General features: G+C 71.7%; 11 protein-coding genes and 1 other RNA gene. 8 read left to right on the top strand and 4 right to left on the bottom strand.

The features are described 5' to 3' along the window. Positions 1–175 precede the first annotated feature (175 nt). The 4 genes from G6N75_RS01625 to G6N75_RS01610 all read right to left on the bottom strand — a co-directional run bounded on the left by G6N75_RS01625 (position 176) and on the right by G6N75_RS01610 (position 4,811). On the bottom strand, positions 176–1,216 hold the full coding sequence (locus tag G6N75_RS01625) for a prolyl oligopeptidase family serine peptidase (protein ID WP_165346316.1): 1,041 nt from the start codon (positions 1,214–1,216) through the stop codon (positions 176–178). A gap of 119 nt (positions 1,217–1,335) precedes the next feature. Beyond that, positions 1,336–2,721, bottom strand: a complete 1,386-nt coding sequence (locus tag G6N75_RS01620) for an FAD-linked oxidase C-terminal domain-containing protein (RefSeq protein WP_165346315.1) — start codon at positions 2,719–2,721, stop codon at positions 1,336–1,338. 9 nt (positions 2,722–2,730) lie between these two features. Continuing rightward, positions 2,731–3,093 carry a YraN family protein gene (locus G6N75_RS01615; RefSeq protein WP_165346314.1) on the bottom strand — a complete coding sequence of 121 codons (363 nt, stop codon included), beginning with the start codon at positions 3,091–3,093 and terminating at the stop codon, positions 2,731–2,733. Next, on the bottom strand, positions 3,090–4,811 hold the full coding sequence (locus tag G6N75_RS01610; protein WP_165346313.1) for a penicillin-binding protein activator: 1,722 nt from the start codon (positions 4,809–4,811) through the stop codon (positions 3,090–3,092). Before G6N75_RS01610 ends, G6N75_RS01615 begins: the two co-directional genes overlap by 4 nt. Positions 4,812–4,857: 46 nt before the next feature. On the opposite strand from G6N75_RS01610, the gene rsmI reads away from it, so the two are divergent. From rsmI to murF, 8 genes are all read left to right on the top strand, one after another. Next, positions 4,858–5,718, top strand: coding sequence for a 16S rRNA (cytidine(1402)-2'-O)-methyltransferase (gene rsmI / locus G6N75_RS01605; RefSeq protein ID WP_346765465.1), 861 nt, complete (start codon positions 4,858–4,860; stop codon positions 5,716–5,718). A gap of 9 nt (positions 5,719–5,727) precedes the next feature. Further along, positions 5,728–6,090, top strand: an RNA gene (gene rnpB, locus G6N75_RS01600) — RNase P RNA component class A. A 259-nt stretch (positions 6,091–6,349) separates the two neighbouring features. After that, complete coding sequence (mraZ, locus tag G6N75_RS01595) at positions 6,350–6,805, top strand: division/cell wall cluster transcriptional repressor MraZ (protein ID WP_165346311.1); 456 nt, start codon at positions 6,350–6,352, stop codon at positions 6,803–6,805. Continuing rightward, positions 6,805–7,749 carry a 16S rRNA (cytosine(1402)-N(4))-methyltransferase RsmH gene (gene rsmH, locus G6N75_RS01590; RefSeq protein WP_165346310.1) on the top strand — a complete coding sequence of 315 codons (945 nt, stop codon included), beginning with the start codon at positions 6,805–6,807 and terminating at the stop codon, positions 7,747–7,749. The genes mraZ and rsmH overlap by 1 nt, the downstream gene beginning before the upstream one ends. A gap of 8 nt (positions 7,750–7,757) precedes the next feature. After that, positions 7,758–8,024, top strand: a complete 267-nt coding sequence (gene ftsL, locus G6N75_RS01585; RefSeq protein WP_165346378.1) for a cell division protein FtsL — start codon at positions 7,758–7,760, stop codon at positions 8,022–8,024. Next, positions 8,021–9,751, top strand: a complete 1,731-nt coding sequence (locus G6N75_RS01580) for a penicillin-binding transpeptidase domain-containing protein (protein ID WP_165346309.1) — start codon at positions 8,021–8,023, stop codon at positions 9,749–9,751. Before ftsL ends, G6N75_RS01580 begins: the two co-directional genes overlap by 4 nt. Then, positions 9,748–11,262, top strand: coding sequence for a UDP-N-acetylmuramoyl-L-alanyl-D-glutamate--2,6-diaminopimelate ligase (locus G6N75_RS01575; protein ID WP_165346308.1), 1,515 nt, complete (start codon positions 9,748–9,750; stop codon positions 11,260–11,262). The genes G6N75_RS01580 and G6N75_RS01575 overlap by 4 nt, the downstream gene beginning before the upstream one ends. Then, positions 11,259–12,623: a UDP-N-acetylmuramoyl-tripeptide--D-alanyl-D-alanine ligase gene (gene murF, locus G6N75_RS01570; RefSeq protein ID WP_165346307.1), complete on the top strand. Its 1,365-nt coding sequence runs from the start codon at positions 11,259–11,261 to the stop codon at positions 12,621–12,623. Before G6N75_RS01575 ends, murF begins: the two co-directional genes overlap by 4 nt.

The raw sequence follows: 12,623 nt of genomic DNA, 5'->3' as shown, positions 1-12,623 counted from the left end.
TCTTATGCCGCTCGGCGAGGGGATGACACCCCGCGGCGCTGCACCGCGACTACTGCTGCTGCGCGGGCACGCGGACGCCACCGAGCCGGACCCGGTACGTGGCGACCTGGGCCGATGAGTCCCAGAGGCCCTGTGGGCTGCCGGCCACGGCGGCGGCAGGAACCAATCCATCCAATTACAGGTGTTGCTCCAGCCAAGCCGCGATTTCCGCATCCGCTGCGGCGCGGTGTGGCTGCAACCCATGGTCGGCGCCCGGGTACACAATCAATCGATGTGGCTGTTCTTCTGCGGCCAGCGCCTTGGCGAGCAACAGCGATTGCTCGACCTCAACCCGCTCATCCTGATCACCGTGCAGCAGCAGGATCGGCAGGTCTCCCGGCAGCTCATCAAGCCAATGCAGCACTGAACGCGCCCTTAGCGGGAGAGACTTCTCGGTCGCGTAATTTGGGATCAACTTGACGAAGACGTTCTCCATCTCTGGATGCTGCGTCAGACTTGCTTCAAGGTCGGCGACGCCGGCTTCGACGATCAGGGCTTTGAGCTGCGGCATATCACGCGAGGCGAGGTAGCTCATCATCCCGCCACGGCTGGCGCCGTACATGGCGATACGGCCGCTGTCTGCATCTGGCATGCCGTTGATGATCGGTATGAGGTTCTTCACATCATGAACATCATCGCCCCCGAACTGGTCCAGTTCGGCCACGGCACTGACCGAGCTCGACCACGCGCGGGCGCCACGATATTGACTGGCGATCACGATATAGCCCAGCTCCGCCAACGGCATCATCTTTGAGTGAATGTGCCCGTAGACGAGCAGTCCACGGCGCGGATTGCCACCGCGGTTATAGACCACAACGGGCAATCTGCGGTTCTCCGTGTCATCGCTTCTTGGTCTAAGCATGACGCCCTCAACCAAGAGGCCGTCTGATTCGTAGACGAAAACCCGGCAATCAATACTCGACTGGCGCTGCTCGATGACGTGTTGAGGGAATCGTTGCCGAAATCCTTCAACATCGAAATTCGGGCGGTCCTGGAACCCCGCCAGCCAGCTGTCATAGCTGGCGAAAGGGCCGAAATAACAGCTGAAATTCTCCAGCAGGGTCGGCGCATTGGAAAACGGGGGCAGCATCTCCGGGCCGATCCGGCTCTCGGCTGCCTGGGCGTGGTTAAGAAGCGCCAGCGCAAGACTGGTGATCAGGATCGCTCGGGACTTCATCGGCACCTCCCTGTGGTGGACGGTACGGTACCCCATTGAGCGACTCGGAGCGACCAGAGGTCCTGTCCGAGGGGGCAGCGCTAGAGTAGCCGGATTCGGGGGTGCAGCGCGCTGTGCGGTCAGGCCGGATCGGGCAGCGACTTCCCGGGGTTGAGGATCCCGTCCGGATCGAACACCCGCTTCACCGCGCGCATCACCGCCAGCGTCTCCGCGTCGAGCTCGAGTGCGACGAACTCGCGCTTGCTGCGCCCGACGCCATGCTCGCCGGACAGGGTGCCGCCCAGCGCCAGCACGGCGCGGAAGACGTCCTCGACGCAGGCCTGCATGCGCTCGAGGTCGGCGTCTTCGCCGAGCACGTTGACGTGCAGGTTGCCGTTGCCGGCATGGCCGAAGGTGACGATGCGGACCCGGTGTTGTTCTGCCAGCCGGGCCAGCTGGTCGGTAAGCTCGCCGAGGCGCGATACCGGCACGACCACGTCCTCGTTGATTTTCCGCGGCGCCAGCGTCCGCAGCGCCGGCGACAGCGCCTTGCGCGCGGCCCACAGGGCCCTGGCTTCCGCCGCATCGTCGGCTGCGCGCCACTCCACCAGGCCGTCGCCTGACGCCGCGCGGCGCAGCGCCTCCACGGCCGGCGGCAGCTGCGCCGCCAGGCCGTCGGCCTCGATCATCAGCAGGGCGCCGGCGCCGGGCGGCAGGTCGAGCGGCTCGCCGGCGCGCAGCAGGGCCAGCGCGGCCCCGTCGAGAAACTCGACGACCCGCGGCACCACCGGCTGGGCCATGAGCCGGCTCACCGCGGCCGCCGCGGCGTGCATGTCCCGGTAGGCCGCGCGGACGGTCACGGTCGCCTCGGGCAAGGGCGTGAGCTTAAGCGTCGCCTCGGTGACGATGCCCAGCGTGCCTTCGGAGCCGATCAACAGCCGGGTGAGATCCAGGCCGACCACGCCCTTGGTGGTGTAGCAGCCGCAGCGGATGATCCGGCCCTCGCCGGTCACCGCTTCCAGGCCGAGGGTGTTCTCGCGCGGCGTGCCGTACTTCAGCGCCCGCGGGCCGGCCGCGTTGCAGGCCAGGTTGCCGCCGACGGTGCAGTAGTCGGCCGAACCGGGGTCGGGCGGCCAGAAAAAACCCTTGGCCGCAGCCGCAGCCTGCAGGGCGCCGTTGGTGACGCCCGGCTGCACCACGGCGACGCGGTTCGCCGGGTCGATGCGCAGGATGCGGTCCATGCGCTCCATGGACATCACGACGCCGCCGTCCTCGGGCACGGCCGCGCCGGTGGTCCCGGTGCCCCGACCCCGGGGCGTCAGCGAGCGGCGCGCCTCCCGGCAGGCCTGCACCGCCGCCTGCACGGCGGCAGTATCGCGGGGCAGGACCACGGCTATGGGCAGGGCCTGGCCCTTGCTGTTGTCATAGCCGTAGGTCCAGCAGTCGGCCGGGTCGGTCAGGAGGCCGTCGGCGCCGACGGCGGCCGCGAGAGCCGCCGCCAGCGAGGGATCGATGCGGGCGTTCATGGTCTGGCTTCAACCGGCGCAGTCGAAGGCTGCGCGAATCCACTCGGGCTCATTCTCGCCAGCGGGGCCGGAGATTGCCACCACGTCGAAGCGGGCCGGGAGCGCCGCCGCGCGCGGATGCGTCATCAGGTAGTGTCGCGCCGCCAGCGCCAGCCGGCGCTGCTTGTGCGGCCCCACGCTGGCCGCGGCGCCGCCATGCCGGGCGTCGGCTCGCGCCCGCACCTCGACGAATACCAGCGTGCTGTCGTCCTGCATCACCAGGTCGATCTCGCCCAGCCGGCAGTGGTAGTTGCGCGCGAGCAGGCGCAGCCCGCGGCGCTCGAGATAGCGGAGGGCGGCAGCCTCGGCATCGGTGCCGCGCGCGCGGCTCACTGCTCCCCGGGGACGAGCGTCTCGGGCGGCGGCTCGATCACGCCATCGGCGGCGATGTCGCCGGCGGGCGGCAGGGGGTCGTGGCGCACTTCGCCGCCGGCGAACCGCCCCCAGTCGAGCGTCCGCCGGATCCGGCCATCGGCGTCCATGCTGAGCACGCCCGTCAGGCCCGGCACGCCCTCCGCCAGCGCGCCGTTGCCATGAACGACCAGCGGGACCAGCCGGTAGGCGTCGGCGCCGAAGGCATACAGGCGCCCACTGCGCTCGACCGCGAAGGCGCCGAAGGCGTCGAACGGCGCGATGGCATCCGCCGCGTCCGGGTTCACCCGCCACGGCATGTCGGGGAACAGGATGCCGTCGAGATCGCCGTTGTCCCGGCGCGTGGCGTCGTAGACCAGCGACGTGGCGTAGACGGGCAGGTCGCCGGCGTAGTGGAAGCGCAGCTGCGGCCGCAGCAACTGCGCCTCGGTCGAGCGGGCCGCGAGGAAAATCAGCGTGGCGTCGTGGCGCCGGCGCGGCTCGAATTCGACCTGCCGCCCGAGGATCCCCTGCACCCGCTGGTAGCGGTTCTCGCTCTCCTCCAGCAGCAGCAGGGCGCGGATGGGGAAGGCGAAATCACTGTTGCGCGGGTCGTAGACCTGCCAGGCCAGGACCTCGCCGCCGCCCTGGCGGAAGGCTGCGATGAAGCTTTCCGCCATCCGCTGGCCCTGGTCGGTGTTCTGGCCGAGCACCAGCGCACGCCGATGCCCTTCCAGCAGGGCGCGTTCGGCCGCGGCCGCCGCCTCTTCCTCCGGGGCCAGCGCGAACTGCGCCAGGTAACCGGCCGGCACCGCGCCGCTGTCGGCCCAGTTGAGGGCCAGCCCGGGCACGGCGGGCAGCTCGGCGCCGGCAAGTTCCGCCAGGTCGCTCTTGAGCAACGGCCCGACCACGAACTCGGCGCCCTCGCGCACTGCCATCTCGTAGGCGGCGAAGGCGCCCAGCGCTGCCGTGTCATAGGTCGTCACTACGGGCCGCTCGGCCTCGCCTTCATGCTGCAGGTAGCCGGCCACGAAACCGTCACGCACCGCGGCCGCGGCCGCGGCCTGCCGCCCGCTGAGCGGCAGCAGCAGGGCCACCTGGCGCGGATACCCGGTCAGGGCCTGGTATTCCTCCAGCAAAGTCGCGACCAGGCGGTTCGCGGCGGGATGCCAGCCGTAGGCCGCCAGCCAGCCCTCCAGGCCGCTGCGCAACTGCGGCAGGTCGCCCTGGCTGGCCGCCGCGACCCGCCCGAGAGCGAGCCAGCCGGCGACTTCCGGGCTGACGTCCGGCGGCGTCGCCAGGTCGACCCCCGCTGCCGTGGCTTCCTGCATCCGGTTCCACAGGCGGCGCTGGTTGGCGTCGCGTTGTGCCGGGTCCGTCAGCAGCGCCTCCCGGGCGACCAGTGACGCCACGCCTGCGGCCGGCTGCCGGGCGGCGAAAGCGGCATCCGCGCGCAGCGCGAGGATGGCTGCGGCGTCCGGGTCGTCCGCTCCAACCGGGAGGCCGGCCAGCTGCTGCAGGGCGTCTTCCGGCCGGCCTGCGGCCAGGGCGTCTTGCGCGGCCGCCAGCGCTGTGCGTGCCACCACCGCGGGATCCGGAGGCGGCTCGCGCTGCAGGCCCGGCACGCAGCCCGTCAGCAGCAACGCCAGCAGCGCGGCGAGGGGCAGGGTTTGCGCGTGACGGGGCGAGCGATGCAGCATGCGTCGAGTATCCGGCCGGGACGGTGCGTGGGGAAGGGCGATTATAGTGGCAAACACAACGGGAACGCTGTGGGTGGTGGCGACGCCGATCGGCAACCTCGAGGACCTGTCCCCGCGCGCGCAGCGCATCCTCGGCGAGGTGGCGCAGGTGGTCTGCGAGGACACGCGCCACAGCGGCCGGCTGCTGGCCGCGTTCGGGATCAAGCAGCGCCTCGCTTCACTGCACGAGCACAACGAATCGCGGGTCGCCCCCGGGCTGGTCGCGCGCCTGCTGGCGGGCGAGGACCTGGCGCTGGTGTCCGACGCCGGCACGCCGCTGCTGAGCGACCCCGGTTACCGCCTCGTCCGGGCCGCGGCGGAGGCCGGGGCGGCCATCAGCCCGGTGCCGGGGCCGTCGGCCCTGCTGGCGGCGCTGTCGGTGGCCGGCCTGCCCACGGACCGCTTTGCCTTCGAGGGCTTCCTGCCGGCCAGGGCCGGCGGCCGGCGGGCGCGGTTGGGGGCGCTGGGCCAGGAGCCGCGGACGCTGGTGTTTTTCGAGGCCGGCAACCGCGTCACGGACTTCCTGGCGGACGCTGCCGAAGGCCTCGGCGCCGAACGCGAGGCGGTGCTGGCGCGCGAACTGACCAAGCTGCATGAGACGGTCTATCGGGGCACCCTGGCCGAACTCCTGGAGCGGACCCGGACGGACCCCGACGCGTGCCGCGGGGAGATGGTGGTGCTGGTCGCCGGGCGGGCGGAGGCGCAGGCAGGTGGAGGCGACCGGGCCCTGTTGCAGCAGTTGTTGCCGGCGCTGCTGGAGGAACTGCCGCCGAGCCGGGCCGTGAAGCTGGCGACGAGACTTTCCGGCGTGCCGCGGCGGGAAGTTTACGAACTGGCGCTCAGGCTGGGCGGGTCGGGCGTACAATAGGCAGGCGCAGGAGCCGGCCGGGCAGTCGCTCCGGCCTCGGCCGGGGAGGAAAGTCCGGGCTCCGCAGGGCAGGGTGCCAGGTAACGCCTGGGCGGCGCGAGCCGACGGAAAGTGCCACAGAAAACATACCGCCTAAGCGCTTCGGCGCCGGCAAGGGTGAAAAGGTGCGGTAAGAGCGCACCGCGCGTCCGGCAACGGTACGCGGCACGGTAAACCCCACCTGGAGCAAGACCAAATAGGGAAGCATGCGGCTCACGCCGCGACGCGCGGCCCGCGCGCGCTTCCGGGTAGGTCGCTCGAGACGCACGGCGACGTGCGCCCCAGATGAATGACTGTCCCCGACAGAACCCGGCTTACAGGCCGGCTCCTGCGCACTCTCCCGAGACTGGCGCGCCCTGAGAGGCCTCACCGGCCCAAAAGCTCAGGTTGCGCGGCAGGAATATCCCATAACTGGTTGATTTATAGCCAGACGAGTGGGCCGGGTTCCACCTGCGGAAAGCGTTCTAAGTGTCCGTTGCTAAAGAAATTTTTTTGTTTCAGGCAGTTGACTTGGGGGCAGTCCGGTTCATATAGTGGCGCCAAGTGGGGATAAGTGGGAAGAAATGGGGGCCAGTGCCTCCGGGACACCATCATGTTTCGCGGCGCCAACCGGATTTCGCTCGATGCCAAGGGTCGCCTCGCGATCCCGACGCGCTACCGCGCGCGCATCGAGGAGCGCTGCGCCAACCAGCTGATCGTCACCGTCGACCGTGACTACTGCCTGCTCGTCTACCCGCTGCCCGAGTGGGAGGAGATCGAGCGGCGCATCGCCCGCCTGCCCACGCTGAACCGCCAGGCCAGGCGCCTGCAGCGGCTGATGGTCGGTCATGCCACCGAGGTCGAGCTGGATGGCCAGGGTCGCATCCTGCTGCCGCGCGAGCTGCGCGAATTCGCCGCCATCGATCGGCAGGTGATGTTCATCGGGCAGGGCAACAAGTTCGAGATCTGGGACGAGGAGCGCTGGAACGAGCGGCGCGACCAGTGGCTGACCGAGGAGTCCGCAGCCGAAGGCGGGCTCGCGGCCGAACTCGAAAGCTTCAATTTCTAGTGGAGCAGGGCGCGACGGGACATGCGCCGGTGCTCCTCGGGGAGGTGCTGGAAGCCCTCGCCGTGCGCCGGGACGGTTGTTACCTGGATGCCACGCTGGGGCGCGGCGGGCATGCGGCGGCCATCCTCGAGCGGTTGGGTGAAGAAGGAAAACTGCTGGCCGTGGACCGGGACCCGGAAGCCATCCGGGCAGGTCGGCGGCGATTCGCCGGGGACCAGAGAGTGTCGATTGCCAGGGGGAATTTCGCCGAGCTGGAACACATCGCCCGCGAGGCCGGCTTCGCCGCCGGGTTCGACGGCATGCTGGTGGACCTCGGCGTGTCCTCGCCCCAGCTGGACGACCCGCAACGCGGCTTCAGTTTCCTCCGCGACGGGCCGCTCGACATGCGCATGGACCCGGAGTCGGGGGACAGCGCCGCCGCCTGGCTGGCGCGCGCCGGCGAGGACGAAATCAGCCGCGTGCTGCGCGACTTCGGCGAGGAGCGCCATGCCCGCCGCATCGCCCGGGCCATCCTGCGCGCCCGGGACGAGGCCCCGATCGAGACCACCGGTCGGCTCGCCGCCGTGATCGCCGCCGCGATCCCCGGGCGGCCGGAGCCCGGCAAGCATCCCGCTACCCGCAGCTTCCAGGCGATCCGGATCCATGTGAACCAGGAGCTGGCGGCGCTCGACGCGGTGCTCCAGCAGTCGCTGGCGCTGCTGGCGGCCGGCGGCCGGCTGTGCGTGATCAGCTTCCACTCGCTCGAGGACCGGCGCGTGAAGCGTTTCATCCGGCGCCACGCCGAGGTCGCCGAGCCCTGGCGCGGCCTGCCCGAGGTGCCGCCCCATGCCCGGCCGCGCCTGCGCGCCGTGGGCAAGGCGGTGCGCGCTTCCGAGGCGGAAGTCGCGGCGAATCCCCGCGCCCGCAGCGCGGTGCTGCGCGTCGCCGAGAAGGTGGCGGCATGAGGTCCGCGATGCGCACGGCCGGGCTCGTGGTGCTGCTGGCCGCCGCCACGGTTGCCTCCGCAGTGGCCGTGGTGGATGCGCGCCACAGCGCCCGGCAGCAGTTCATCGAGTTGCAGGGGCTGCACCGCGACCGCGACCAGTTGAACATCGAGTGGCGCCAGCTGCAGATCGAGCGCAGCACCTGGGCGGCCCACGCGCGGGTCGAGCAGCTGGCCCGCGACCGGTTGTCGATGCGCGTACCGGCGCCGGCCGAGATCGAGATCGTCAAGCCATGAAGCGCCGCATCGACCAGGACCTGTTCGAGCGCCGGTTCCGGCGCCGCATGTTGTTCGTGGCGGCCAGTTTCGCGCTGCTGGGCATGCTGCTGGGCGGGCGGGCCGTGAAGCTGCAGTTCGTCGATCAGGCCTTTTTCGCCCGCCAGGGCGACGCGCGCCAGATGCGCGAGGTCGACATCGCGGCGCACCGGGGCACCATCACCGATCGCCGCGGCGAACCGCTGGCGGTCAGCAGCCCGGTGGACAGCGTCTGGGCGAACCCGGCCGAGCTGCGCAACGCCCGCGACCGGATTCCGGAGCTGGCGCAGCGGGTGGGCAGGGAGCCCGAATGGATTCTCCGGGCGATCAGCTCGCAGCCGGAGCGCGAGTTCCTTTACCTTCGGCGACACCTGCCGCCCGAGCAGGCGGCGGCGGTGATGGAGCTCGGCATCCCCGGCGTCCACCTGCAGCGCGAATATCGCCGTTTCTACCCGACCGGCGAGGTCACGGGCCACCTGCTCGGCTTCACCAACATCGACGACGCCGGCCAGGAAGGACTGGAGCTCGCCTACGACCACTGGCTGGCCGGCCAGCCGGGGCGGAAGCGGGTACGCCGGGACCGGCTGGGCAACATCATCGAGGACGTGGCGAGCATCCGCGAGGCGCGTCCCGGGCGCGACCTGCGCCTCAGCATCGACCTGCGGATCCAGTACCTGGCCTATCGCGAGCTGAAGCGGGCGGTGCAGGCTCACCAGGCCAGGTCCGGCTCCATGGTGATCCTCGACGTGCGCACCGGGGAAGTGCTGGCGATGGTCAACCAGCCGAACTTCAACCCCAACGACCGCGGCCAGCTGCAGGCGGAGCGCTATCGCAACCGTGCGACCAACGACATCTTCGAGCCCGGCAGCAGCATCAAGCCGCTGATCATCGCGGCCGCCCTGAGCAGCGGCAAGTTCGCCGTGGATGCCGAGATCGATACCGCCCCCGGCTGGCTGACCATCGGCACCAAGACCATCGAGGATCGCGACAATCTCGGCCGCATCGACTTCGCGACCCTGCTGCTGCGCTCGAGCAATGTCGGCGCCTCCAAGGTGGCGCTCGCGCTGGAGCCGCGGCAGCTGTGGAGCGAGCTGCGCCGCTTCGGCCTCGGCGAGGTCTCGGCGACCGGCTTCCCCGGGGAATCGGCCGGCGTCCTGATGGAGCCGGAGCTGTGGCGCCCGATCGGCCAGGCGACGCTCGCCTACGGCTACGGCCTGTCGGTCACCCCGCTGCAGCTCGCGCACGCCTACGCGGTGCTCGGCGCCGACGGCCGTGCCGCCCCCGTCTCGATGCTGGCGCTGAACCGGCCGGCCCAGCTGCAGCAGGTCATCGAGCCGGCCGTGGCGCGGGCGGTGCTGGAGATGATGCAGCCGGTGGTCAGCGCCGAGGGCACTGCACCGCGGGCCGCCATCCCGGGCTACCGCGTGGCCGGGAAGACCGGCACGGCACGCAAGTTCACCTCGGGCGGCTACCACGACGACCGTTACCTGTCGGTGTTCGGCGGGATCGCGCCGGCCTCGGAGCCGCAGCTGGCGGCCGTGGTGATGATCGACGAGCCGTCCACCGGCGTCTATTACGGCGGCGAAGTGGCGGCGCCGGTGTTCGCGCGGGTACTCGGCGACGCGCTGCGCATCCTCGGCATCCCGCCCGACGACGGCGCCGGCGCGCGCTCCGCGGGCACCCTGGTCCAGGCGGCGGGGCAGCCATGATGCTCGCAGCCGACACGCCGCCGGTGATGACGCTGGGCGAGTTGCTGGGGCCGCTGGCCCCGGCGGCCCTGGCCGCGCACACCGTCACCGACATCACCCTGGACAGCCGGCGGGTGGTTCCCGGCGCGCTGTTCCTGGCCGTGCCCGGTGCCCGCAGCCACGGGTTGCAGCACGCCGCCGCGGCGGCGGCGGCGGGCGCGACCCTGGTCGCCTGGGAGCCCGCCGCCGGGCTGGGCGCCCCGCAGCTTCCCGAGGCGTGCCCGGCGTTCCCGGTGCCCGGCCTGCAGGCGCACCTAGGCGAGATCGCGGACCGGTTCTTCGGCGCGCCGTCCAGCCGGCTCGAGGTCGTGGGCATCACCGGCACTAACGGCAAGACCACCTGCGCGCACCTGGTGGGCGGGGCGCTGGAGACGCTCGGGCGCCGCGCCGGCCTCATCGGCACGCTGGGCGCGGGACCGGTCGGCGCCCAGCGGCCGTCGGGCCTCACCACGCCGGACGTGGTGGAGGTGCACCGCACGCTGGCGGACCTCGCGGACCTCGGGCTCGGCGCGGTGGCCATGGAGGTGTCCTCGCACGCGCTGGACCAGGGTCGCGTGGATGGCGTGCGCTACGCGGTCGCCGCCTTCACCAACCTGAGTCGCGACCACCTCGATTACCACCCCAGTCTCGCGGCCTACGGCGCGTGCAAGGCCCGGCTGTTCCTCGAGCACGCGCCGCGGGTGAGCGTGATCAATGCGCTGGACAGCTTCGGCCGCCGGCTGCTAGAGCGCTTGCCGGCGGCGGCACCGCGCATCGTCGTCACCGATGCCGCGAGCGACGCGCTGCCGGGCGCGCGCTGCCTGCGTCTCGACGCCGTCACACCGCTGCCCGACGGACTGGCCGTCGAATTCGAGGGCGACTGGGGGCCGCTGGCGCTGCATTCGCCGCTGGTCGGGGCATTCAATGCCGAGAACCTCGCGGTCGCCCTGGGCGTGCTGCTGGCGCTGGATGTCGCCCCGGCGGCGGCGGCAGCGGCGCTGGCCGCGCTCCACGCGCCCGGCGGCCGCATGGAAACCTTCCCGGACCGGGCGCGTGACGTGCTGGCGGTCGTCGACTATGCGCACACGCCGGACGCGCTGGCCAAGGCGCTGGCGGCCCTGCGGCAGCACTGCGGCGGCCGGCTCTGGTGCGTGTTCGGCTGCGGCGGCGACCGCGACCGCGGCAAGCGCCCGGAGATGGGGCGCATCGCCGAGCAGCTGGCGGACGAGATCGTGATCACCGACGACAACCCGCGCCGGGAGGACGGCGTGGCGATCGTCACGGACATCCTTGCCGGTCTCGAAGACCCGGCCCGCGCGCGCGTCGAGCGCGACCGGGCGGCGGCGGTCCGCCTGGCGCTGGCCGCGGCGCAGCCGGGCGACGTGGTGCTGGTGGCGGGCAAGGGCCACGAGGAAGTGCAGATCGTCGGCGACGAGCAGCGGCCGTTCAGCGACCGCCGGCTGGTCGCCGGGCTCACGGGAGGTGCGGCGTGATCCACGGCAGCCTGACCGGACTCGCGCGCAGTCTCGGCGGCACCCTGCTCGGGCCGGACCCGGGCTTCGCCGGGGTTTCCACCGACACGCGGAAGCTGGCGCAGGGCGAGCTCTTCGTCGCCCTGCGCGGGCCCAACTTCGACGGCCACGAGTTCGTGGCCCGGGCGGCGGAAGCGGGCGCCGCCGCCGCGGTCGTCGACCACCCGGTCACGGTCAACCTGCCGCAGCTGCTGGTGGAAGACACGCTGGCGGCGCTCGGCGGCATCGCGGCCGACTGGCGCCGCCGCTTCGAGCTGCCGGTGCTGGCGGTGACCGGCAGCTACGGCAAGACCACGGTCAAGGAAATGATGGCCGCGATCGCGGCGAGCCGCGGCGAGATCCTGGCCACGCGGGGTAACTACAACAACGAGGTCGGCCTGCCGCTGACCCTGTTCCGGCTCGACGAATCGCACCGGGCCGCGGTGCTGGAGCTGGGCGCCAACCACCAGGGCGAGATTGCCCGGATGGTGGCGATCTGCCGGCCGTCGGTCGGCCTGGTCACGGCGGCGGGACCGGTCCATCTCGAGGGCTTCGGCGGCCTGGCAGGCGTGGCGCGCGGCAAGGGCGAGATGTTCTCCGGCCTGCCCGCGGACGGCGTCGCGGTAATGAACCTCGACAGCGAGTTCGTGCCCTTGTGGCGCGAGCTCGCCGGCGGGCGCCGGATCGTCACCTTCGGGCTGACTGCCGAGGACGCCGAGTTCCGGGCCGAGGATATCTGCCAGTCACTGGACGCCGACGGCCCGCTGCTGGAGTTCCGTCTGGTCACGCCCGACGGCGCGGCCGACGCGCGGGTGCGGCTGCCGGGGCGGCACAACGCGATGAACGCCGTGGCCGCGGCGGCGACGACCTGGGCGGGTGGCTGGACGCTGGAGGAGATCGTCGCCGGGCTGGCGCGATCCCACGGCGTCGGCGGCCGCATGACCCTGAAGAAGGCGCCGGGCGGCGCGCTGGTCATCGACGACACCTATAACGCCAACCCGGCTGCGCTGCAGGCGGCGATCGAGTACGCCACGGCCCTGCCGGGCGAGACCTGGCTGGTGCTGGGCGACATGCGCGAGCTGGGCGATGCCTCCCGCAGCCTGCACGCGGCGGCAGGCGAGTTCGCCCGCGCCCATGGCGTCACGCGCCTGTATGCGCTCGGCGGGGACGCTGCGGCGGCGGCGGAGGCTTTCGGCGATGGCCGCTGTTTCGACGACTTGGAGGCGCTGGCCGCGGCCCTGGCGGGCGAGTTGCCGCCGGGCGTCAACCTGCTGGTGAAAGGCTCGCGTGCCATGGGCCTCGACCAGCTGGTAGCGCGGCTCGTGACGCGGGAGGGCGGCTGA

The sequence above is a fragment of the Thioalkalivibrio sp. XN8 genome (assembly GCF_011058255.1).
Classification (GTDB): domain Bacteria; phylum Pseudomonadota; class Gammaproteobacteria; order Steroidobacterales; family XN24; genus XN24.
The sequence above is the reverse complement of the archived record's forward strand: the minus strand, read 5'-3'. Positions and strand labels throughout refer to the sequence as shown.